22 protein-coding genes are annotated in these 22,350 nt (G+C 71.7%); 16 read left to right on the forward strand and 6 right to left on the reverse strand.

Going from position 1 to position 22,350, the window contains the following annotated elements:
- Nucleotides 1-20 precede the first annotated feature (20 nt).
- Nucleotides 21-896 (forward strand): hypothetical protein, encoded by an 876-nt coding sequence (locus ACIGO6_RS10080; protein WP_399873904.1) that lies wholly within the window; start codon nucleotides 21-23, stop codon nucleotides 894-896.
- Here the strand turns inward: ACIGO6_RS10080 and ACIGO6_RS10085 are convergent.
- Both ACIGO6_RS10085 and ACIGO6_RS10090 read right to left on the reverse strand, forming a co-directional pair.
- Nucleotides 820-2,157 (reverse strand): D-arabinono-1,4-lactone oxidase, encoded by a 1,338-nt coding sequence (locus tag ACIGO6_RS10085; protein ID WP_399873906.1) that lies wholly within the window; start codon nucleotides 2,155-2,157, stop codon nucleotides 820-822. The genes ACIGO6_RS10080 and ACIGO6_RS10085 overlap by 77 nt on opposite strands.
- The gene (locus tag ACIGO6_RS10090; protein WP_399873908.1) at nucleotides 2,099-3,355 is read right to left on the reverse strand and encodes an MFS transporter; all 1,257 of its coding nucleotides are present in this window, start codon (nucleotides 3,353-3,355) and stop codon (nucleotides 2,099-2,101) included. The genes ACIGO6_RS10085 and ACIGO6_RS10090 overlap by 59 nt, the downstream gene beginning before the upstream one ends.
- Before the next feature lie 172 nt (nucleotides 3,356-3,527).
- On the opposite strand from ACIGO6_RS10090, the gene ACIGO6_RS10095 reads away from it, so the two are divergent.
- Together ACIGO6_RS10095 and ACIGO6_RS10100 are read left to right on the forward strand one after the other, a co-directional pair.
- On the forward strand, nucleotides 3,528-4,655 hold the full coding sequence (locus tag ACIGO6_RS10095; RefSeq protein WP_399873910.1) for a ferrochelatase: 1,128 nt from the start codon (nucleotides 3,528-3,530) through the stop codon (nucleotides 4,653-4,655).
- A gap of 8 nt (nucleotides 4,656-4,663) precedes the next feature.
- Nucleotides 4,664-5,482, forward strand: a complete 819-nt coding sequence (locus ACIGO6_RS10100) for an inositol monophosphatase family protein (protein WP_399873913.1) — start codon at nucleotides 4,664-4,666, stop codon at nucleotides 5,480-5,482.
- A 430-nt stretch (nucleotides 5,483-5,912) separates the two neighbouring features.
- Here ACIGO6_RS10100 and ACIGO6_RS10105 read toward each other — a convergent pair whose 3' ends face one another.
- Nucleotides 5,913-6,086 carry a hypothetical protein gene (locus tag ACIGO6_RS10105; RefSeq protein WP_399873915.1) on the reverse strand — a complete coding sequence of 58 codons (174 nt, stop codon included), beginning with the start codon at nucleotides 6,084-6,086 and terminating at the stop codon, nucleotides 5,913-5,915.
- Between the two features lie 442 nt (nucleotides 6,087-6,528).
- On the opposite strand from ACIGO6_RS10105, the gene ACIGO6_RS10110 reads away from it, so the two are divergent.
- The 4 genes from ACIGO6_RS10110 to ACIGO6_RS10125 all read left to right on the forward strand — a co-directional run bounded on the left by ACIGO6_RS10110 (nucleotide 6,529) and on the right by ACIGO6_RS10125 (nucleotide 10,084).
- Complete coding sequence (locus ACIGO6_RS10110) at nucleotides 6,529-7,182, forward strand: response regulator transcription factor (RefSeq protein WP_003993508.1); 654 nt, start codon at nucleotides 6,529-6,531, stop codon at nucleotides 7,180-7,182.
- 6 nt (nucleotides 7,183-7,188) lie between these two features.
- Nucleotides 7,189-8,433 (forward strand): sensor histidine kinase, encoded by a 1,245-nt coding sequence (locus ACIGO6_RS10115; RefSeq protein ID WP_399873918.1) that lies wholly within the window; start codon nucleotides 7,189-7,191, stop codon nucleotides 8,431-8,433.
- Between the two features lie 405 nt (nucleotides 8,434-8,838).
- Nucleotides 8,839-9,135 (forward strand): DUF4193 domain-containing protein, encoded by a 297-nt coding sequence (locus ACIGO6_RS10120; protein ID WP_003993510.1) that lies wholly within the window; start codon nucleotides 8,839-8,841, stop codon nucleotides 9,133-9,135.
- Nucleotides 9,136-9,148: 13 nt separating this feature from the next.
- A complete protein-coding gene (locus ACIGO6_RS10125) occupies nucleotides 9,149-10,084 on the forward strand; it encodes a hypothetical protein (RefSeq protein ID WP_399873921.1) in 936 nt (311 codons plus the stop codon).
- Between the two features lie 13 nt (nucleotides 10,085-10,097).
- Here the strand turns inward: ACIGO6_RS10125 and ACIGO6_RS10130 are convergent, their stop codons facing one another.
- A complete protein-coding gene (locus tag ACIGO6_RS10130) occupies nucleotides 10,098-10,559 on the reverse strand; it encodes a DUF3093 domain-containing protein (RefSeq protein WP_399873924.1) in 462 nt (153 codons plus the stop codon).
- Between the two features lie 57 nt (nucleotides 10,560-10,616).
- Here ACIGO6_RS10130 and ACIGO6_RS10135 point away from each other — a divergent pair, with 57 nt between their 5' ends.
- The 8 genes from ACIGO6_RS10135 (at nucleotide 10,617) to ACIGO6_RS10170 (ending at nucleotide 18,202) form a co-directional block, all read left to right on the forward strand.
- Nucleotides 10,617-11,201, forward strand: a complete 585-nt coding sequence (locus ACIGO6_RS10135; protein ID WP_399873927.1) for a PaaI family thioesterase — start codon at nucleotides 10,617-10,619, stop codon at nucleotides 11,199-11,201.
- Nucleotides 11,198-11,749, forward strand: a complete 552-nt coding sequence (gene dut / locus ACIGO6_RS10140; RefSeq protein WP_399873930.1) for a dUTP diphosphatase — start codon at nucleotides 11,198-11,200, stop codon at nucleotides 11,747-11,749. The genes ACIGO6_RS10135 and dut overlap by 4 nt, the downstream gene beginning before the upstream one ends.
- A 1-nt stretch (nucleotide 11,750) precedes the next feature.
- Nucleotides 11,751-12,503 (forward strand): DUF3710 domain-containing protein, encoded by a 753-nt coding sequence (locus tag ACIGO6_RS10145; protein ID WP_399873932.1) that lies wholly within the window; start codon nucleotides 11,751-11,753, stop codon nucleotides 12,501-12,503.
- Nucleotides 12,504-12,829: 326 nt separating this feature from the next.
- A complete protein-coding gene (locus ACIGO6_RS10150; RefSeq protein ID WP_399873935.1) occupies nucleotides 12,830-13,522 on the forward strand; it encodes an ABC transporter ATP-binding protein in 693 nt (230 codons plus the stop codon).
- A 122-nt stretch (nucleotides 13,523-13,644) separates the two neighbouring features.
- Nucleotides 13,645-16,224 (forward strand): ATP-binding protein, encoded by a 2,580-nt coding sequence (locus ACIGO6_RS10155; RefSeq protein ID WP_399873937.1) that lies wholly within the window; start codon nucleotides 13,645-13,647, stop codon nucleotides 16,222-16,224.
- Nucleotides 16,221-16,904, forward strand: coding sequence for a response regulator (locus tag ACIGO6_RS10160; protein WP_399873940.1), 684 nt, complete (start codon nucleotides 16,221-16,223; stop codon nucleotides 16,902-16,904). Before ACIGO6_RS10155 ends, ACIGO6_RS10160 begins: the two co-directional genes overlap by 4 nt.
- 95 nt (nucleotides 16,905-16,999) lie before the next feature.
- Entirely contained in the window at nucleotides 17,000-17,398 is a 399-nt protein-coding gene (locus ACIGO6_RS10165; RefSeq protein WP_399873943.1) for an OB-fold nucleic acid binding domain-containing protein, read from the forward strand.
- Between the two features lie 3 nt (nucleotides 17,399-17,401).
- The gene (locus ACIGO6_RS10170) at nucleotides 17,402-18,202 is read left to right on the forward strand and encodes a DUF3159 domain-containing protein (protein ID WP_399873946.1); all 801 of its coding nucleotides are present in this window, start codon (nucleotides 17,402-17,404) and stop codon (nucleotides 18,200-18,202) included.
- An 84-nt stretch (nucleotides 18,203-18,286) separates the two neighbouring features.
- Here the strand turns inward: ACIGO6_RS10170 and ACIGO6_RS10175 are convergent, their stop codons facing one another.
- Together ACIGO6_RS10175 and ACIGO6_RS10180 are read right to left on the reverse strand one after the other, a co-directional pair.
- Nucleotides 18,287-18,964: a potassium channel family protein gene (locus ACIGO6_RS10175; protein WP_399873949.1), complete on the reverse strand. Its 678-nt coding sequence runs from the start codon at nucleotides 18,962-18,964 to the stop codon at nucleotides 18,287-18,289.
- Nucleotides 18,964-19,635: a potassium channel family protein gene (locus ACIGO6_RS10180; protein WP_399873951.1), complete on the reverse strand. Its 672-nt coding sequence runs from the start codon at nucleotides 19,633-19,635 to the stop codon at nucleotides 18,964-18,966. The genes ACIGO6_RS10175 and ACIGO6_RS10180 overlap by 1 nt, the downstream gene beginning before the upstream one ends.
- Before the next feature lie 579 nt (nucleotides 19,636-20,214).
- On the opposite strand from ACIGO6_RS10180, the gene ACIGO6_RS10185 reads away from it, so the two are divergent.
- Nucleotides 20,215-22,278, forward strand: coding sequence for an APC family permease (locus ACIGO6_RS10185; protein ID WP_399873953.1), 2,064 nt, complete (start codon nucleotides 20,215-20,217; stop codon nucleotides 22,276-22,278).
- Nucleotides 22,279-22,350 lie beyond the last annotated feature (72 nt).

A 22,350-nucleotide genomic window follows, 5' to 3' on the forward strand; every position in this document is an offset into this window, starting at 1 on the left:
AAGGCAGGGAAGGTCCGGGGATGCGTGAAAAGCCCGATGGCGTAGGCGATGCGGACATGCGTACGGAGGGGGAGTCCAAGCGAATCGACCTGAGCGTGCCCCAGGTCGCGGGAAGCGCCCTGGCGGCCGTGGTGGCCGCCAAACTCGCCTCCTCCTTCGGTGTCTACGGCACGATCCTCGGGGCGGGACTGATCAGTGTCGTCGCCACTTGTGGAGGCTCGGTCCTCCAGCACTTCTTCAAGCGCACCGGCGAGCAACTGCGGGTCAGGCGCACCGCAGAGGCCTCAGTCGGCGGCGCACACCCGGGCGGGCGGACGGCTCCCGTTCCGGGCGAGTTCACACAGGGCACCGTCTACCGCGCGCGGGCGCGGGGCTGGAAGCGGCCGGTGGTCGCGGCGGCCCTCGTCTTCGGCGTCACCATGGCCGGGATCACCGCGTACGAACTCGCTTCCGGCCACAGCCTGAGCGGCGGCCGGAGCACCACCGTCGGCAGCGCCCTCACGGGCCACGACTCCGCGTCCGGTTCGGAGAAGTCGGACGAGCCGAGCGATTCCGAGGGCGGCGGTGCCTCCCAGGATTCCCAGGACAGCGGGGACACGGGGGGCGCCGGGGACTCCGAGGGCCCGGCGGGTTCCGGCTCCGGCGACGACGCCCCGGCCGCGACCCCCTCCGGTACCCCGGGCGGGACCGCCGACAGCACGCCCTCGGGCGACGGCTCCGCGCAGGACGGCGGTACGGCCGCCGACCCGACGCCCACCCCGGACGCCACCGGGGACGGGGCGCCGGGCGAGACCGCGAACCCCGACGCCGGAGCCTCGGCTACCGCCCCAGAACCCGGCGCAAGTAGTCGTTCCGGAACAGCCGATCCGGGTCAAGGCGGTCCCGCAGCGCCGTGAACTCACCGAAGCGCGGATACACCCGGGAGAGGTACTCGGCGTCCCGGGTGTGCACCTTCCCCCAGTGCGGCCGTCCCTCGTGGGCCGTGAAGATGCGCTCGGCGGCGGTGAAGTACGCATGGTAGGGCGTGCCCCGGAACATGTGGACGGCGATGTACGCGCTGTCGCGGCCCGAGGCCGTGGACAGCGCGATGTCGTCGGCCGGGGCCGTGCGCACCTCGACCGGGAAGCTGATCCGCAGCCGCGAGCGGTCGATCATCGCCTTCAGCTCGCGCAGCGTCTCGACGACGGCCTCGCGCGGAACGGCGTACTCCATCTCCACGAACCGCACCCGGCGCGGAGAGGTGAAGACCTTGTAGGCGGTGTCCGTGTACGTCCGCGCGGACAGCGCCTTGCTGGAGACCCGGGCGATCGCCGGGATGGTGGCGGGTACCGCGCGGCCGACCCAGTTGACCGCCTGGAAGACGCCGTTGGACAGGAACTCGTCCTCGAACCAGCCCTGGAGCCGGCCCACCGGCTGCTCGGGGCCGGCGCTGCGGTTGTTGCGCTTGGTGTTGGTGCTGCCGGTGTGCGGAAACCAGTAGAACTCGAAGTGCTCGTTCTCGGCCCACAGTTCGTCGAAGTCGGTCAGGACCCGCTCGAACGGCATCGGTTCCTCGCGGGCGGTGAGCAGGAAGACCGGCTCCACGGCGAAGGTGATCGCGGTGACGACGCCCAGGGCGCCGAGGCCGATCCGGGCGGCGGCGAAGACCTCGGGGTTCTCCTTCTCGGAGCAGGTCAGCACCGAGCCGTCCGCCGTGACCAGTTCCAGGCCCCGGATCTGGGCCGCGATCGAGGCGGACTCGCGGCCCGTGCCGTGGGTGCCGGTGGCGGTGGCTCCGGAGACGGTCTGCTCCATGATGTCGCCCATGTTCGTCAGCGACAGGCCCTCCCGCGCGAGGGCCAGGTTGAGCCGCTTGAGCGGCGTGCCCGCCTCGACCGTGACCGTCATGGCGTCGCGGTCGATGTTGCGGATGCCCGTCAGCAGCTGTGGGCGTATCAGCACGCCGTCCGTCGCGGCTATGGACGTGAAGGAGTGCCCGGTGCCGACGGCCTTGACCGGCAGCCCGTCCTCGGCAGCCCTGCGGACGGCCTCGGCCAGTTCCTCGACCGAGGCGGGAGCGACCTCCCGCGCGGGGCGCGCGGAGACGTTGCCGCCCCAGTTACGCCATGTGCCGTTCCTGCCGCTCGTCTTCCCGATCGTCGTGCGTGTGCTGCTCAACGGTCCCTCCCCGACGCGGTTCCGGCCGCTTGAGCCGGCGGTACCCGAGGAAACCGACCGCGACCGCGACGGCCCCGGCCACCGCCGGAACCCCGTACCCGGCACGCGCTCCGGCGGCGTCGATCACCCAGCCGCCCGCGGAGGAGCCGAGCGCGACCCCGACCGCGAGTCCGGTGCTCACCCAGGTCATGCCCTCGGTGAGCTGCGTGCGTGGCACGTGCTCTTCGATGAGGGACATCGTCGTGATCATCGTGGGAGCGATGGACAGACCCGCAACGAACAGCGCCACGGCCAGAAACAGCAGGTTTCCGACCAGTAGGAGGGGGATCATACTCACGGCCATCGCACAGACGCCCAGGAGCCAGCGACGTTCCGGCGGGCCCGCGAAGCGCAGCAGCCCGAAAATCATGGCCGCGGTGCACGAACCCGCCGCGTACAGGGCGAGTACGACGCTGGCGAGGGCCTTGTGCCCCTCCTCCTCGGCGAAGGCCACGGTGACGACGTCGATGGCGCCGAAGATCGTCCCCGTGGCGACGAACGTGCCGACCAGGACCTGAAGCCCCCGGGAGCGCAGCGCGGTGCCGCCGCCCTTGTGCTCGCGCGGGTGCGGCTCCGGCTCCGTGGCGCGCTGCGCGGTCAGCCAGAAGACGCCCGTCGCCAGGAAGCAGGCGGCGAGCAGCGGCCCGGCCTCCGGGAACCACGCCGTGGACAGGCCGATGGAGATGATCGGTCCGAAGATGAAGCAGATCTCGTCCACCACGGACTCGAAGGAGTACGCGGTGTGCAGTTGCGGGGTGCCCCGGTACAGGGCCGCCCAGCGGGCCCGGACCATGGCGCCGAGGCTCGGCACGCAGCCGATGCCGACGCAGGCCACGAACAGCACCCAGTCCGGCCACCCGTAGTGCGCCGCGGGCAGCAGTACGGCCGCCGCGGTGAGCGACACCAGGGTCGCCGGCCGCAGCACGCGTCGCTGGCCGTACCGGTCGACCAGGCGGGAGACCTGTGGTCCGGCCACGGCGGCGGCGAGCGCGATGGTGGCCGAGAGGGCACCGGCCAGTCCGTATCGCCCGGTGAGCTGCGAGATCATCGTCACCACGCCGATGCCCATCATGGACAGCGGCATACGGCCGAGGAAGCCCGCGGTCGAGAAGGCCTTGGTGCCGGGGGCGGCGAACAGGGCGCGGTAGGGGCTGGGCAACGGCGTCTCCGGAACGGCTCAAAGTGCTTGGTACGGCGCTCTGTAAGGCGCGAACACAATCGATACAGCTTACTCGCCAGGTGCTCCCGGAAACACCCCTCGGAGACCCCTGAAACCACGGTCGGCACCCCACCGTTTCCCCGCTGTCAGTGCCGGGTGGCAGGATCGAGACATGCCAGACGTGCTCGATGCCAGCCCCTACGACGCCCTGCTCCTGCTCTCGTTCGGCGGCCCGGAGGGCCCGGACGACGTGGTCCCGTTCCTGGAGAACGTGACGCGGGGGCGCGGCATCCCCAAGGAACGCCTCAAGGAAGTCGGCCAGCACTACTTCCTCTTCGGCGGGGTCAGCCCCATCAACGACCAGAACCGCGCCCTGCTGGACGCCCTCCGCAAGGACTTCGCCGAGCACGGACTGGACCTGCCGGTCTACTGGGGCAACCGCAACTGGGCGCCGTACCTGACGGACACCCTGCGCGAGATGGTCCGCGACGGCCGCCGCCGCATCCTCGTCCTCGCCACCAGCGCCTACGCCTCGTACTCGGGCTGCCGCCAGTACCGCGAGAACCTCGCGGACGCGCTCGCCGCCCTGGAGGCGGAGGGGCTGGAGCTGCCGAAGATCGACAAGCTCCGGCACTACTTCAACCACCCCGGCTTCGTCGAGCCCATGGTCGACGGCGTCGTCCGGTCCCTCGCCGAGCTCCCGGAGGAGGTCCGGGACGCCGCGCACATCGCGTTCTCGACCCACTCGATCCCCACCTCCGCCGCGGACACCTCCGGCCCGGTCGAGGAGCACGGCGACGGCGGGGCGTACGTCCGCCAGCACCTGGACGTGGCGCAGGTGATCGCCGACGCGGTCCGCGAGCGCACCGGCGTCGACCACCCCTGGCAGCTCGTGTACCAGTCGCGGTCGGGCGCCCCGCACATCCCGTGGCTGGAGCCCGACATCTGCGACCACCTGGAGGAGCGGCACGCGGCCGGGGTCCCCGCCGTGGTGATGGCCCCCATCGGCTTCGTCTCCGACCACATGGAGGTCCTGTACGACCTCGACACGGAGGCCACGGCCAAGGCGAAGGAGCTGGGGCTGCCGGTGCGCCGCTCGGCCACCGTCGGCGCCGACCCGCGGTTCGCCGCCGCGGTGCGCGACCTCGTCCTGGAGCGGGCCGCGGACGAGCGCGGTCAGGAGGTCGCACCCTGCGCCCTCGGCGCGCTAGGCGCGAGCCACAACCTCTGCCCGGTCGGCTGCTGCCCCGCCCGTGCTCCCCGCCCCGCCGCCGCGGGCGCCGACAGCCCCTACGCGTGAGGAGCCCCGTGACCGACGTGACGACCGACCCGCTCCACGCCGACCTGCTGAAGATCGCCCAGGAGGCCGCCCACCGCGCCGGCGAGCTGCTGCGCGACGGGCGCCCCGCCGACCTCGCGGTCGCCGCCACCAAGTCCAGCCCGATCGACGTGGTCACCGAGATGGACATCGCGGCGGAGAAGCTGATCACCGGCCTGATCGCGGACCGCCGCCCGGACGACGGCTTCCTCGGCGAGGAGGGCGCCTCCACCGAGGGCACGAGCGGCGTCCGCTGGGTCATCGACCCGCTCGACGGCACGGTCAACTACCTGTACGGGCTGCCCACCTGGGCCGTCTCCATCGCCGCCGAGCAGGACGGCGAGCGGGTCGCCGGGGTGGTCGTGGCCCCGATGCGGGGCGAGACGTACCAGGCGGTGCGCGGCGGCGGGGCCTGGGCGACCGGGGCCTGGGACGGTGAGCGCAGGCTCGCCTGCCGGGCCGCCGCGCCGCTCGACCAGGCGCTGGTCTCCACCGGCTTCAACTACGTCGCCGACGTCCGCGCCGAGCAGGCCGAGATCGCGCGGCGGCTGATCCCGCTGGTCCGCGACATCCGGCGCGGCGGCTCGGCCGCGATCGACCTGTGCGACGTGGCCGCGGGACGCCTGGACGGCTACTACGAGCGCGGTCTGCACCCCTGGGACCTCGCGGCCGGCGACCTGATCGCCCGGGAAGCGGGCGCGGTGACCGGTGGACGCCCCGGAGAACGCCCGTCGGGCGAACTGACGATCGCTGCCACCCCGGAGGTGTTCCAGCCCCTCCAGCGGCTGCTGGTGGACTTCGGCGCGTAGGCCTCCGGCGGATCGTGCGGCGCCCGACCGGCAAGGGCGTGGGCGCCCCGCGACCCGCGCCTGTGTCACGGCTCGCCGGGTCCGCACGCCCCGCCACCGTCGGTCGACCGGGCGGTGCGCCCGGCGGCGGGGTGGCGGCCGGCGTCCCTGCCGACCCGTCGCCGGGTGGCGGGCGTCAACCCGGGCAGGACCCGCCACCGACGTTGCCCCGGCGGTGGCCGGCCCGGGGGCTCCGGGCCGGCCACCGTTCCGGGTCCGGCCCGCCGGCGCGCCCCGGGGAGCCGGCAGCGGCCGGCGGTGCTGCCGCCCGGCCCGGTGCTCACGCCCCGGCCGCGCACCTCTCACGCTCCGACTGCTCCCCGCCGTAGGCGTCACGCACGACGGGGCCCCGGCGCTGGATCCCGCCGGGGCCCCGTCGCTCACGGGCCGATCAGATGCCGGTCGCGCTGACCTCCACACCGTGCTCGGCGGCAAGGCGGCGCAGGTCGTCGAGCTCGCCCAGCTCCACCTCGACGAGGAACTCGTCCCCCTCGTCGCGGGCCCGGGACAGGTCGGACTCGGTCGTCTTTATGCGCTGCAGAAGTCCTGCGGTGAAAGCGTCCATGCTGCGCCCCCTCGTCCTGGGTCGTGGGTCGATGGCACGGGGGTGTGCCGTTCGGAAGGGGCGATCACGTCTCCGGTGGAGTGCCCAGCGCTGCCCTGCTGGGCGGCGACGGTGCCGGACACCCACGCCCGCTCTGCGGAAGCGGACCGCGGCGTACCGCGTGGTGGTGCGGCACAGGCAGAGCGTGATCGCGGGGTGTAAAGCGGTCCTCCCCCCGCGTCCTTCCGGGGAAACCTAACCGCGGGAGAAAATCTCGCATTCCCGGTTCTGCCGCGTTTTCCCGCCGACCCGCCTCCTCCAGGGCCGCCCCGAGGGGCCCTCGCCCGCCTTACAGCCGACTTATGGCCGAAAAGGGCAGGATGGAAGGCAACACACCCACCAGCCCCCTGCCCTCGTGCGCCCCAGAAGCGCTGCGCGGGTGGACACAGGAAGGACAAGCGACGTGCGCGTACTCGTCGTCGAGGACGAGCAGCTGCTCGCCGATGCGGTGGCCACCGGACTGCGCCGGGAGGCCATGGCCGTCGACGTCGTGTACGACGGTGCGGCCGCCCTGGAGCGCATCGGCGTCAACGACTACGACGTGGTCGTCCTCGACCGCGACCTCCCCCTCGTGCACGGCGACGACGTGTGCCGCAAGATCGTCGAACTCGGCATGCCCACGCGCGTGCTGATGCTCACGGCCTCCGGCGACGTCAGCGACCGCGTCGAGGGTCTGGAGATCGGCGCCGACGACTATCTGCCCAAGCCCTTCGCGTTCAGCGAGCTCATCGCGCGCGTGCGCGCCCTGGGCCGGCGCACCAGCGTGCCCCTGCCGCCCGTCCTGGAGCGGGCCGGCATCAAGCTCGACCCGAACCGCCGCGAGGTCTTCCGCGACGGCAAGGAGGTGCAGCTCGCGCCCAAGGAGTTCGCGGTGCTGGAGGTGCTCATGCGCAGCGAGGGCGCGGTCGTCTCCGCGGAGCAGCTGCTGGAGAAGGCCTGGGACGAGAACACGGACCCGTTCACCAACGTGGTGCGTGTGACCGTCATGACCCTGCGCCGCAAGCTGGGCGAGCCGCCCGTCATCGTCACCGTCCCCGGCTCCGGCTACCGGATCTGATCGACCGTGGCGACCACACCCGCGCCCCCCGGGGCGCCTCCGAAGCCCACGTGGGACCCCCGCTCGGCCACGCCCCTGCCGTGGCTGCGCCCCACCATCCGGATAAGGCTCACGCTGCTGTACGGCGGCATGTTCCTGATCGCCGGAATCCTGCTGCTGTCGATCATCTATCTGCTGGCCGCCCAGGCCGTGCGCACCGGCAACGAGCCGCTCTACAAGATCGTCGACTTCAACGACCTCAGGGTCACCAGCAGTGACTGTCCGGTGGTCGACAACGGCAACCTGTCCCTGTCCGACTTCAACGCCGCGATCAGCGACTGCATCGACCACCAGCGCAAGGTCGCCCTGGACAATCTGCTCAGCCGTTCGCTGCTGGCCCTGCTCGGCCTCGCCGTGATCGCGTTCGCCTTCGGCTACGCCATGGCCGGGCGCGTCCTGTCGCCGCTGGGCCGGATCACCCGCACCGCGCGCGCGGTGGCGGGTTCCGACCTCTCCCGCCGGATCGAGCTGGACGGACCGGACGACGAGCTGAAGGAGCTGGCGGACACCTTCGACGACATGCTGGAGCGGCTCCAGCGGGCCTTCACCGCCCAGCAGCGCTTCGTCGGCAACGCCTCCCACGAGCTGCGCACACCGCTGGCGATCAACCGCACGCTCCTGGAAGTGCACCTGTCCGATCCGCACGCCCCGGTGGAGCTCCAGCAGCTCGGCAAGACGCTGCTGGCCACCAACGAACGCAGTGAGCAGCTCGTCGAGGGCCTGCTGCTGCTGGCCCGCAGCGACAACCAGATCGTCGAGCGCAAACCGGTGGACCTCGCGGAGGTGGCCGGTCAGGCCATCGACCAGGTGCACGCCGAGGCGGAGGCCAAGGGCGTGCAGCTCCGCGGGACGCGCGAACCCGCGGTGGTCCAGGGCAACGGCGTCCTGCTGGAACGGATCGCCCTGAACCTGGTGCAGAACGCCGTGCGCTACAACGTGGCAGAGCAGGGCTGGGTGGAGGTCACCACCGCGGTCGAGAACGGCCAGGCGGTCCTGGTGGTCACCAACACCGGTCCGGTCGTGCCGGCGTACGAGATCGACAACCTCTTCGAGCCGTTCCGGCGGCTGCGGACCGAGCGGACGGGCAGCGACAAGGGGGTAGGCCTCGGCCTGTCCATCGCGCGGTCCGTGGCCCGGGCGCACGGGGGGCACATCTACGCGCAGCCGCGCGAGGGCGGAGGGCTCGTGATGCGTGTGACGCTGCCCGTCTGAGATCATGACCCCGACATCTCAGCGAGCCCAGAGGCCGTTCGCTCTGAGCGGAATTTCCAGGCCGACGGGCACGGAGTCGCGTGTGTGATCGATCACAGCGAGGGCTTTCCGGCCATCTACTCTCCGTGATCATGCACCCTGTCGGAAAGCCGGGAAAATCCCGGTTTTCAGGGGTCCTGATCACGGGAAGTACACGTGGAGACGCCTTTGAAGTGCGGCATTCGGACCGTGTACGGTCCCCATCGCCATCCAAGCCGATCACTCATGAGGAGTCCGGTTGGGTGTCGATTGAGTAACAGACCTTGATGTGAGGCAAAATCTCCGCCTCAGGTCGGGCACAAGTCCGGCCTCTCACGCGTTACGTGCGCTGGAGACACCGCAGACACCCAGAGGGGGAGAGCGACCATGGCAACCGATTACGACACTCCACGCAAGACCGACGACGACGTCGACTCGGACAGTCTCGAAGAGCTGAAGGCCCGGCGGAACGACAAGTCCGCCTCGGCCGTCGACGTCGACGAGTTCGAGGCCGCGGAAGGCCTCGAGCTTCCCGGCGCCGACCTCTCGAACGAGGAACTGGCCGTCCGTGTGCTGCCCAAGCAGCAGGACGAGTTCACCTGCATGAGCTGCTTCCTGGTGCACCACCGCAGCCAGCTGGCCCGGGAGAAGAACGGCCAGCCGATCTGCCGCGACTGCGACTGAGGCGGGGTCGGCCGTGACCGGCTCGACCCCTCCCTGGAAGCGCCGCTTCTCCAGGGGAGGAGCGGACCAAGGACCGTCCGACGGTCCGTACAGCGCGCGTGACGACGAGCGAGGCCCGACCGACACGGGGAAGGCCTCGCTCGAACCGGTGGCCGACCGGGGTGACCTCCCGGCGACCATGCAGACGCCGGCGCCCGCTGCCCGGCGCAGGGCAGCGGCGTTGCGGCACAAGGCGCAGGAAGGCGTCCGCAAGGGCGGTGACCGCGCCAGAGCCGCCTTGGGGCACCTCGCCGACCGGATCATCGAATTGGCGCCGCGTGTGCCCGTACGGGACCTGGCGACGCTCCGCAGGCAGTTCCCCGGCCTCGGACCCGAGGAGCTCGCCGACCGGCTGGTGGCCGGCGCCGCCAGGGGCACGGCGACCGTCGGAGCGGGAATCGGCGCGGCGGCGATGATGCCCATCCCACCCGCCATGCCCACGGAACTGGCCGCCGAGATCACCGGCGTCGCCGCGATCGAGCTCAAGCTGATCGCCGAACTCCACGAGGTCTACGGCCTGCGCCCGCCCGGCAGCCTGGCCCACCGCAGCACGGCCTACCTCAACTCCTGGTCCGACGAGCGCGGCATCGACGCCACCAAGCCGTCGACACTCGGCGCGGCGATGAACAGCCACATGAAGCGCCAGCTGCGCCAGCAGATCATGAAGCGCATGGTGCGCAACCTGCCGAACCTGATGCCGTTCATGGTGGGCGCGACCGTGGGCGCGGTCATGAACCGCCGCGACACCAGGAAGCTGGCCGACCGGATTCGCGCGGACCTGCGCAAGCGGCAGGTGCCATGGAGCGCCCTCGACGAACTCCCGGCTCTGGAGAGACCGGAGGACGCCCTGGACATGGGCGCCGTCACGAAGGAACTCGGCCGCGGCCCCGCCGGAGACGACCGGCACTGATCCCGCGGGTGCGCTACGCCGCGGCCTGCGCCGCGCGCAGGGCCTCCACCAGCCGCTCGGGCTCGCGGGTCGACAGGTACAGGTACGGAGTCGGGTCCTCGGGATCGGTGACCACGACGCGCACGGCCCGGGGGATGTAGGCGCGCAGCAGCAGGAAGGCGCGGGTGTCGGCCTTGTGGGTGCGCCAGGCGCGGGCCTCCTCCGGGTCGAGGATCTCCGCCTCGCCCAGGGCCGAAACCGGCACCTTCGCCTCGCCCGCGATCAGCGAGCCGCCCACGACCCGGATGCGCACCGCGCCGTACGAACTGGCCGCCACCGCCGCCACCGCCGTCCCGCCGGCCAGCCCGCCGAGCATCGGCAGCGTGCCGAGGGGCAACAGCATCAGGGCGAACGACAGCCCCACCAGGAAGGAGACCAGCCACCAGGAGCGGGGCGCGGTGAGGCGTTCTTCGTACGGGGCGGTGGAGAGCTGCATGGACCAAGCTTGGCACGGTATCGGTGTTCGGCCGACGCGCGGGTAAGGTCTGCGCCTGTGAGTGGTACTTCCGCAGGTCTTCAGCCTCCCGCCGACGCCGTGAAACCCGTCCGGCATCCCGACGCGCCCGCCCCCGGCGAACTGCTCGGCGCGCACTACGGACAGTGCTTCGGCTGCGGCGGCGACCAGCCCCACGGACTGCACCTCCAGGCGCGGGCCGGTGAAGGCGTGTCGATCACCGCCGAGTTCACCGTGCAACCCGCCCACCAGGGTGCTCCCGGCCTGGCGCACGGTGGCGTGCTGGCCACCGCCCTGGACGAGACCCTCGGCTCGCTGAACTGGCTGCTGCGCACGATCGCGGTGACCGGACGGCTGGAGACCGACTTCCTGCGGCCGGTGCCCGTCGACACCAAGCTCCACCTGGAGGCCGAGGTGACGGCCGTGGCCGGCCGGAAGATCTACTCCACCGCCACCGGCCGGATCGGCGGCCCCGACGGGCCCGTGGCCGTGCGCGCGGACGCCCTCTTCATCGAGGTCAAGGTCGATCACTTCGTGAACCACGGCCGCGAGGAGGAGATCCGCGCCGCCATGGACGACCCCGACCAGCTCCGCCGCGCCCGCGCCTTCGAGGTGAACCCGTGAGCCGCGCCGAGCTCGAGGTGCTGATCCGCCGCGTCGATCCCGACGTACCGCTCCCGGCGTACGCGCAGCCCGGCGACGCGGGCGCCGACCTGCGCACCACCGTCGACTGCGAGCTGGCGCCCGGCGAGCGCGCCGTACTGCCCACGGGTGTGTCTGTGGCGCTCCCCGAGGGGTACGCGGCCTTCGTGCACCCACGTTCCGGTCTTGCCGCCCGCTGCGGTGTCGCCCTCGTGAATGCCCCGGGGACGATTGATGCCGGGTACCGTGGGGAGATCAAGGTGATCGTGGTGAATCTCGACCCGCGCGAGAGCGTGCGGTTCGAGCGCTTCGACCGGATTGCCCAACTGGTCGTCCAGCAGGTCGAGAGGGTCCGCTTCCGTCAGGTCGCGGAGCTTCCCGACTCGGCGCGGGCCGAGGGGGGCTTCGGGTCCACCGGCGGCCACGCCGGATCGGACCGGGCAAGCGGCACAAGCGGTCAGGTCGCCGAGGGCGGCCCGACGGGTGGGAATCGATACGCTTCGGTCGTATCCGACCGGGAAGGACAGTGACGTGTTCGGACGTCGCAAGAAGAGGGATGCCGCCGAGGACGCGGCCGGCGAGACCGAGCAGGTCGTCGACAGCGTCGACACCGAGGCGGACGAAGAGCGCGAGCGCGTGCGGCTCGAACCCGAACCGCGGCCCGACGGGCCCTGGGACAGCAGCGAGGTCCGGGAGCCGGGCGAGGGCCGGGTGGACCTGGGCGGTCTGTTCGTCCCCGGGGTCGAGGGCATGGAACTGCGCGTGGAGGTCGCGGGCGACGCGATCGTCGCCGCGACCGTGGTGCTGCGCGACAGCGCCATCCAGCTGCAGGGCTTCGCCGCACCCAAGCGCGAGGGCATCTGGAGCGAGGTGCGCGAGGAGATCGGCTCCGGCATCACCCAGCAGGGCGGCATCATCGACGAGGTCGAGGGTCCGCTGGGCTGGGAGCTGCGGGCCCAGGTGCCGGTGCAGCTGCCGGACGGCACGAGTGGCTTCCAGGTCGTGCGGTTCGTCGGTGTCGACGGCCCCCGCTGGTTCCTGCGCGGCGTGATCTCCGGCCAGGGCGCGGTGCAGCCGCAGGCCGCCGGTCTGCTGGAGCAGATCTTCCGGGACACGGTCGTGGTCCGTGGTGACGGACCGATGGCCCCCCGGGACCCGATCGTCCTCAAGCTGCCGAACGACGCGCAGATGGTCCCCGAGGGCGTCCAGCAGGAGGAGAGCTCCCGCTTCGCCGGCGGCATGGGCCAGCTCCAGCGTGGACCGGAGATCACCGAGGTCCGGTAGGCAGAGACTCCGTACGGATCTCCGTGCGTGTGCGCGAGAGGCGCAGGTGCGGGAGGAGGGCCGCGCTCCACCGGGGGCGCGGCCCTCTGCCGTGCCCGAGGCCGACACCCGGTGGGGACGCCGACAGCCGCCGGAGCCGACGGGCGGGGGCGCAGAGACGCTTCTCCGTGCGGGCCCCGAGCTCCCTCCTGTGCGAGCCACCCGGCCGACGGGTCCGTCCGCCGGGTCGGCGACGGACGGCGCGGCGTGGGAATCGCGGCCGGACCGTTGAACGCCGTGGCGCCCGGCGGACATACTGGCGCCCGGTTCACGGCGGGGGAGGGCACATGAGTCAGGTGGTCACCGAGACCATGGTGGGCGTCCGGGACGTGCACAAGTCGTACGGCCACGGCACCGGTGCCGTACACGCCCTGCGCGGCGTCTCCTTCGCGGTGCCGCGGGGCGAACTCGTCGCCCTCAAGGGACGCTCCGGGTCCGGGAAGACCACGCTGCTCAACATCGTCGGCGGTCTCGACGTACCCGATGCCGGGCGGGTCGAGGTCGACGGCCGGGACCTGGGCGAGCTGGACGAGGACGGGCTGCTCGCGCTGCGCCGGGACCGCATCGGCTTCGTCTTCCAGTCCTTCGGGCTCATCCCGATCCTCACGGCCGCCGAGAACGTGGGCGTGCCGATGCGGCTGCGCCGGACGGCACCGCGCGAACGCGAGGAGCGCGTCGAGCTGCTGCTCTCCCTGGTCGGTCTCGCCGACCACGCCGCCCAGCGCCCCGGCGAGCTCTCCGGCGGCCAGCAGCAGCGCGTCGCCATCGCCCGCGCCCTCGCCAACAACCCCGCCCTGCTCGTCGCCGACGAGCCCACCGGCCAGCTGGACGCCGAGACCGGGCACGCCGTGATGGAGCTGCTGCGGGCCGTCGTCCGCAGTGAGCGCGTCACCGCCCTGGTCGCCACCCACGACGCCACCCTGCTGGACCTCGCCGACCGGGTGCTGGAGCTGCGGGACGGGGAGATCGTCGAGCAGTGACGCCGCGGGCGTCAGAGTTGCGTCAAAGAGGACCGGCATCCGCGCCCCGCCCCGTTTTGCCGTGATTGTGGGCCGTAGGGTCGACGCTGCGCAGTCAGCGGTGACCGGAAGACAATGAGGCCATGGGACGCGGCACACTTCGGATCTATCTCGGCGCGGCGCCGGGCGTCGGCAAGACGTACGCGATGCTCTCCGAGGCGCACCGCCGCATGGAGCGGGGCACCGACTGCGTCGTGGCGTTCGTCGAGCACCACGGCAGGTCGCGCACCGAGGTACTGCTGCACGGCCTGGAGCAGGTGCCGCGCCGGGAGCTGGTGCACCGCGGCGCGGTCTTCACCGAGCTGGACCTGGACGCGGTGCTGGTCCGCGCGCCCCGGGTGGCGCTGGTGGACGAGCTCGCCCACACCAACGTCCCCGGCTCCCGCAACGCCAAGCGCTGGCAGGACGTGGAGGAGCTGCTGGCCGCCGGCATCGACGTGATCTCGACCGTCAACATCCAGCACCTGGAGTCGCTCGGCGACGTGGTGGAGTCCATCACGGGCGTACGGCAGCAGGAGACCGTGCCGGACGAGGTGGTGCGGCGCGCGGACCAGATCGAACTGGTGGACATGTCCCCGCAGGCGCTGCGCCGGCGCATGGCCCACGGCAACATCTACCAGCCGGACAAGGTCGACGCCGCCCTGTCCAACTACTTCCGCCCCGGCAACCTGACCGCCCTGCGCGAGCTGGCCCTGCTGTGGGTCGCCGACCGCGCCGACGAGTACCTGCAGCAGTACCGCAGCGAGCACCGGGTGTCCAAGATCTGGGGCTCGCGCGAGCGGATCGTGGTCGGCCTGACCGGCGGCCCCGAGGGCCGGACGCTGATACGGCGGGCCGCGCGCCTCGCGGAGAAGGGCGCCGGCGGCGAGGTGCTGGCCGTGTACATAGCCCGCAGCGACGGGCTGACCTCCGCCTCCCCGAAGGAACTCGCCGTGCAGCGCCCCCTGGTCGAGGACCTCGGCGGCACCTTCCACCACGTGCTCGGCGACGACATCCCGGCCGCCCTGCTCGACTTCGCGCGCGGCGTCAACGCCACCCAGATCGTCCTCGGCTCCTCGCGCCGCAAGGCCTGGCAGTACGTCTTCGGCCCCGGCGTCGGCGCCACGGTGGCCCGCGAGTCCGGTCCCGACCTGGACGTCCACATCGTCACCCACGAGGAGGTCGCCAAGGGACGCGGACTCCCGGTGGCCAGGAGCGCGCGCCTGGGACGCTCCCGGCTCCTGTGGGGCTGGCTCGTGGGCCTGGGCGGGCCGGTGGTGCTGACGCTGCTGCTCAACACCGTCCACCTCGGGCTCGCCAACGACGTCCTGCTCTACCTGGCGCTGACCGTGGCCGCGGCCCTGCTCGGCGGGCTGTACCCGGCGCTCGCCTCGGCGGCGGTCGGGTCCCTGCTGCTGAACTGGTTCTTCACACCGCCGGTCAACCGGATCACCATCGCCGACCCGAGGAACATACTTGCGCTCGCCATATTCGTCGGCGTCGCGCTCTCCGTGGCCTCGGTCGTCGACGTCGCGGCCCGCCGCACCCACCAGGCCGCCCGGCTGCGCGCCGAGTCGGAGATCCTCTCCTTCCTGGCCGGCGACGTCCTGCGCGGCGAGACCAGCCTGGAGACCCTGCTGGAACGGGTCCGCGAGACCTTCGGCATGGAGTCGGCCGCCCTGCTGGAGCGGGAGAGCGACGTGGCGCCCTGGACCTGTGCCGGACGGGCCGGCACCGGTCCGCCCGTGGACCGCCCCGAGGACGCGGACGTGGACATGCCGGTCGGGGACCACATGGCCCTCGCCCTGACCGGCCGGGTGCTGCCCGCCGAGGACCGCCGGGTGCTCGCCGCCTTCGCCGCCCAGGCCGCCGTCGTACTGGACCGGCGCCGCCTGCGCGAGGAGGCCGACCGGGCCCGCGCGCTGGCCGAGGGCAACCGCATCCGTACGGCCCTGCTGGCCGCCGTCAGCCACGACCTGCGGACGCCGCTGGCCGGGATCAAGGCGGCCGTCACCAGCCTGAGGTCCGACGACGTGGCCTGGTCGGAGGAGGACCAGGCGGAGCTGCTGGAGGGCATCGAGGAGGGCGCCGACCGGCTCGACCACCTCGTCGGCAACCTGCTCGACATGTCCCGCCTCCAGACCGGCACGGTCACCCCGCTGATCCGCGAGATCGACGTCGACGAGGTGGTGCCGATGGCCCTCGGGGGGGTGCCCGAGGGGAGCGTGGAGCTCGACGTGCCCGAGACGCTGCCCATGGTCGCCGTGGACGCGGGGCTGCTGGAACGGGCGATGGCCAACCTCGTGGAGAACGCCGTCAAGTACAGCCCGGCCGGCCGGGCCGTCCTGGTGGCCGGCAGCGCCCTCGCGGACCGCGTCGAGGTGCGGGTCGTCGACCGGGGGCCGGGCGTGCCGGACGACGCCAAGGACCGCATCTTCGAACCCTTCCAACGCTACGGTGACGCCCCGCGCGGAGCCGGCGTGGGGCTCGGCCTGGCCGTGGCCCGGGGCTTCGTGGAGGCGATGGGCGGCACCCTGAACGCCGAGGACACGCCCGGCGGCGGCCTCACCATGGTCCTCACCCTCCGCGCGGCGGGATCGGCTCCGGGGGCGCCCGCGCCTCCCGGGGCCGCCCAGACCCCGCCCCTCCACCCCGCGACCGCAGAAAGGCAGGCGCTTCGATGACCCGGGTGCTCGTGATCGACGACGAGCCGCAGATCGTGCGTGCCCTCGTGATCAACCTCAAGGCACGGCACTACGAGGTCGACGCCGCCCACGACGGTGCCACCGCCCTCCAGCTCGCCGCCGCCCGCCACCCCGACGTGGTGGTGCTGGACCTGGGCCTGCCCGACATGGACGGCGTCGAGGTGATCCGGGGGCTGCGGGGCTGGACCCGGGTGCCGATCCTGGTGCTGTCCGCCCGGCACTCCTCCGACGAGAAGGTCGAGGCCCTGGACGCGGGCGCCGACGACTACGTCACCAAGCCCTTCGGCATGGACGAGCTGCTGGCCCGGCTGCGCGCCGCCGTCCGCCGCGCCGAGCCGGTCCCGGGCGGCGAGGACGACGTGATCGTGGACACCGCGGAGTTCACCGTCGACCTGGCCGCGAAGAAGGTGAACCGGGATGGCAAGGACGTACGGCTGACCCCCACCGAGTGGCATCTGCTGGAGGTGCTGGTCCGCAACACCGGACGCCTGGTCGGCCAGAAGCAGCTGCTCCAGGAGGTCTGGGGGCCGTCGTACGGCACGGAGACGAACTACCTGCGGGTCTACATGGCCCAGCTGCGCCGCAAGCTGGAGGCCGACCCCGCCCATCCGCGGCACTTCATCACGGAGCCCGGCATGGGGTACCGCTTCGAGAAGTGAGCGGCGGTGAACGGGTGGTGAGCGGGACGTGAGCCTCGCGATACCGCGGCCCGGGAGGGTGCCTGGCTGTTGCCGCACCCCGGTACGCTTCAGATATGAGTGCTGCTCCGCGTTCCGACAAGCCGGTGGGCCGGTTCCGGCGCATGTTCGACCGGCTCTCCTCGTCGCAGGAGGACCTGGAGTCCGAGGAACTGCGCGAGGACGCCGACACCGCCGGCTGCACCCGCATCTGCGACTGTCAGGACCGGCAGATCGTGTCGGTTACTGGTACCTTGCGCACGGTCACCCTGCGACCGCGTGCGGGCGTCCCGGCCCTGGAGGCCGAGCTCTTCGACGGCTCCGCCCCTCTGGACGTGGTGTGGCTGGGCAGACGCTCGATCGTCGGCATAGAGCCGGGGCGCAAGCTCATCGCATCGGGCCGGATCTCGATGAGCCGGGGCCGCCGGGTGCTCTTCAACCCGAAATACGAACTGAGACCCCTCGGACGGGAGTAGCCGGTGACGTCGCTCGACAAGCCGACCGAAGACACCCAGGACACGGAAGCCGGCGACGCCCGGGCGGTGACGGAGGCCGCGCTGTTCGAGGCGTTCGGTGGCGTCCGGGGCATGGTCGAGACGGTGCTCCCGGGTCTGCTCTTCGTCACCATCTTCACGCTCAACAACAACCTGCACATGTCGGCGGTCGCGGCACTGGGCGTGTCGCTGGTGCTGGTCGTGGTCCGGCTGGCGATGAAGGACACCGTCAAGCACGCGTTCAGCGGGGTCTTCGGCGTCGCCTTCGGGGTCGTCTTCGCGATGATGACCGACAACGCCAAGAACTTCTATCTGCCGGGCATGCTCTACACGCTGGGCCTGGCGCTGGCGTACATCGTCACCTCGCTGGCCGGCGTGCCGCTGATCGGCCTGATCCTCGGCCCGGTCTTCAAGGAGAACCTCTCCTGGCGCACCCGCAACCCGGGCCGCAAGAAGGCGTACACCAAGGCCAGCTACGCCTGGGGCCTGATCCTGCTCGGCAAGAGCGCGATCCTCTTCCCCCTGTACTGGTGGGCGGACACCGAGCAGCTCGGCTGGGTCCTGGTGATCCTCAAGATCCCGCCGTTCCTGCTCGCCGTCTGGCTGACCTGGGTCTTCCTGGCGAAGGCGCCGGCCCCCATCGACGTGTTCGCGGAGATGGAGGCGGCGGAGAAGGCCGAGGAGGCCGAGAAGGAGCGGGCGGAGCGCGAGAAGGCCGAGCGCGAGGGCGAAGCCGCGGAGCCAGTCGTGGATTCCGCCCGCGGCGGCAGGCACCGCAAGGGCTGACGGCCCACGACCGCTGTACGACGGTGGGGGCGCCCGGAACTCTCCGGGCGCCCCCCTTGTCGTACTGCCGTACCTCCGGACGCGTCAGCGCGCGGTGTCGCGCCGCCGTGCCGACAGCAGGTCCTCCAGCTGCTCCTCGCGGGCCTGCGCCGCCACGAACAGCAGCTCGTCGCCCGCCTCGAGGGAGTCCTCCCGGGATGGGGTCAGCACCCGGGCGCCGCGGATGATGGTGACCAGGGAGGTGTCCTGGGGCCACTCGACATCGCTGAGCCGGGTGCCGGCCAGGGCCGACTCCTCCGGCAGCGTCAGCTCCACCAGGTTGGCGTCGCCGTGGCTGAAGCGCAGCAGCCGGACCAGGTCGCCGACGCTCACCGCCTCCTCCACCAGGGCCGACATCAGCCGCGGCGTGGAGACGGCGACGTCCACGCCCCAGGACTCGTTGAACAGCCACTCGTTCTTCGGGTTGTTCACCCGGGCGACGACGCGCGGAACGCCGTACTCCGTCTTGGCCAGCAGGGACACGACCAGGTTGACCTTGTCGTCGCCCGTCGCGGCGATGACGACGTTGCAGCGCTGGAGCGCCGCCTCGTCCAGGGACGTGATCTCGCACGCGTCGGCGAGCAGCCACTCCGCCATCGGGACGCGCTCGACCGAGATGGCGGTCGGCGCCTTGTCGATGAGCAGGACCTCGTGGCCGTTCTCCAGCAGCTCGCCGGCGATCGAACGGCCGACCGCACCGGCACCGGCAATGGCGACCCTCATCAGTGACCGCCCTCCTCTTCGGGACCCTTGGCGAACGCCGCCTCGACCTTGTGGACCTCGTCGGTGCGCATCATCACGTGCACCAGGTCACCGTCCTGCAGCACGGTCTGCGAGCTGGGCAGGATGGCCTCCCCGAGCCGGGTGAGGAACGCCACCCGCACGCCGGTCTCGTCCTGGAGCCGGCTGATCTTGTGGCCGACCCAGGAGGGCGAGGTGTGCACCTCGGCGAGCTGGACACCACCGGTGGGGTCGCGCCACAGCGGCTCGGCGCCCGAGGGCAGCAGCCGGCGCAGCATCTGGTCGGCCGTCCAGCGGACGGTGGCGACCGTGGGGATGCCCAGGCGCTGGTAGACCTCCGCGCGGCGAGGGTCGTAGATGCGGGCGGCGACATTGTCCACGCCGAACATCTCGCGGGCCACGCGGGCGGCGATGATGTTGGAGTTGTCGCCGCTGGAGACGGCGGCGAAGGCGCCGGCCTCCTCGATGCCGGCCTCGCGCAGGGTGTCCTGGTCGAAGCCGATGCCGGTGACCCTGCGGCCGCCGAACGCGGAACCCAGGCGACGGAACGAGGTGGGGTCCTGGTCGATCACCGCGACCGTGTGCCCCTGCTGCTCCAGGGTCTGCGCGAGCGCGGAACCCACACGCCCGCAGCCCATGATGACAATGTGCATCGCCTCACACCGCGCTTCCTGCGGGCCCGTCGGCCTTGGTGAATGTCCTGCTCATGTCTCTCTTTCGGCTCGCCCGGCGACAGGTCGCGGCCAGTGTGCGGGCCGCAGGGGAACATCATGCCGGTGTACGCCGACGGTGGTGCCTTCCGGGGCCCCTGTCCGTCTCCGTCCACGGTCCGTCTCCGGTCCGGGCTCCGGTCGCGTCGCCGGGCCCGGGGGCCGGGTTCCCCTGTCCTGCGCACCCAAAGTATCGGCAGGACGGCGGGGGCCGCAGGCGTCGTCTCACCCCTCGGCGGACGATCCCCTCCGGCCGATGCTGCGGATGCTGGCGAGAGCAAGGATTCCGAGGCCCACGAGCGTGGCGGCGCCCCCGATCAGCTCTGCGGTCAGGTGCATGGAACCTCCAGGGGCGGCAACGGCAGGAGAGACGGGCGGTGTTTGTCATATAGGCACGCGAACTTCCCGGCCTGCGGAATCCGCAGCCGCACCCACCCCCGAATTCACCCGGAGAGCAGACGACGGACGGGACGGGGGTGGCGGGTGGGCGGGCGCCCGTTCGAACGCTTACGATCCTCTGTTGTGTCCAAACTGACCGACGTGCCCAAGCGGATCCTCATCGGGCGCGCACTGCGCAGTGACCGGCTGGGGGAAACGCTCCTGCCGAAGCGCATCGCCCTGCCCGTCTTCGCCTCCGACCCGCTGTCGTCCGTGGCGTACGCGCCGGGCGAGGTGCTGCTGGTCCTGTCCATCGCGGGCGTGTCGGCGTACCACTTCAGCCCCTGGATCGCGGTCGCGGTCGTCGTGCTGATGTTCACCGTGGTCGCCTCCTACCGGCAGAACGTGCACGCCTACCCGAGCGGCGGCGGCGACTACGAGGTGGCGAACACCAACCTGGGGCCGAAGGCCGGCCTCACGGTGGCGAGCGCGCTGCTCGTCGACTACGTCCTCACCGTCGCCGTCTCCATCTCCTCCGGCATCGAGAACCTCGGCTCCGCGATCCCGTTCGTCGTCGAGCACAAGGTCCTCTGCGCGATCGCCGTGATCCTGCTGCTGACGCTGATGAACCTGCGCGGTGTGAAGGAGTCGGGCACGCTGTTCGCGATCCCGACGTACGTCTTCGTCGCGGGCGTCTTCATCATGATCGCGTGGGGCGCGTTCCGCGGGATCGTGCTCGGCGACACCATGCGCGCCCCGACGGCCGACTACGAGATCAAACCGGAACACGGGGGCCTGGCCGGCTTCGCCCTGGTCTTCCTCCTCCTGCGGGCCTTCTCCTCCGGCTGTGCCGCGCTCACCGGCGTGGAGGCGATCTCCAACGGCGTCCCGGCCTTCCGCAAGCCGAAGTCGAAGAACGCGGGCAACACCCTGGCGCTGATGGGCCTGCTCGCCGTCACCATGTTCTGCGGCATCATCGCGCTGGCCTCCGCCACCGACGTCCGCATGTCGGAGAACCCGGCCAAGGACCTCTTCCACGACGGCGTCCCGCTCGGCGCGGACTACGTGCAGCACCCGGTGATCTCGCAGGTCGCCGAGGCGGTCTTCGGCGAGGGCAGCTTCCTGTTCATCGTCCTGGCCGCGGCCACCGCGCTGGTCCTCTTCCTCGCCGCGAACACCGCGTACAACGGCTTCCCGCTGCTCGGCTCGATCCTGGCCCAGGACCGCTACCTGCCGCGCCAGCTGCACACCCGCGGCGACCGCCTGGCGTTCTCCAACGGCATCGTGCTCCTCGCCGGGGCGGCGATGCTGTTGGTCTTCATCTACGGTGCCGACTCGACGCGCCTGATCCAGCTCTACATCGTCGGCGTCTTCGTCTCCTTCACGCTCAGCCAGATCGGCATGGTCCGCCACTGGAACCGCCACCTGGCCACGGAGAAGGACCAGGCCGCGCGCCGCCGCATGATCCGCTCGCGGGCGATCAACGCCTTCGGTGCCTTCTTCACCGGTCTGGTGCTGGTCGTCGTCCTGGCCACGAAGTTCACCCACGGTGCCTGGGTCGCGCTGCTCGGCATGTGCATCTTCTTCGTGACGATGACGGCCATCCGCAAGCACTACGACCGCGTCGCCGAGGAGATCGCGGCCCCCGAGGACCCGGCCGAGGCGCAGAGCGACGACATGGTGCGGCCGTCCCGCGTCCACTCGGTCGTCCTCATCTCCAAGATCCACCGCCCGACCCTGCGGGCCCTCGCCTACGCCAAGCTCATGCGCTCCGACAGCCTGGAGGCGCTCAGCGTCAACGTCGACCCGGCGGAGACCAAGGCGCTGCGCGAGGAGTGGGAGCGGCGCGGCATCGAAGTACCGCTGAAGGTGCTGGACTCGCCGTACCGCGAGATCACGCGGCCGGTCATCGAGTACGTGAAGAGCCTGCGCAAGGAGTCGCCGCGCGACGCGGTCTCGGTGATCATCCCCGAGTACGTGGTGGGCCACTGGTACGAGCACCTGCTGCACAACCAGAGCGCACTGCGCCTCAAGGGGCGGTTGTTGTTCACCCCTGGGGTCATGGTCACCTCCGTCCCGTACCAGCTCCAGTCCTCCGAGGCCGCCAAGCGGCGGGCCCGCAAGCGGCAGGACTGGAACGCGCCCGGCGCGGTCCGGCGGGGTCCGGCCCAGCCCGACCGGGCGAAGGACTCGTCGTCGTCGACGTAGACTGGACGGCTGTTGTCGTGGGGCGTTCGCGGTCCCCGTTCGCAGTCCCCGTTCTCTGTTCGTAGTCCCCGT

The organism is Streptomyces sp. NPDC053750, from assembly GCF_044544295.1.
In the GTDB taxonomy this organism is placed as follows: Bacteria; Actinomycetota; Actinomycetes; order Streptomycetales; family Streptomycetaceae; genus Streptomyces.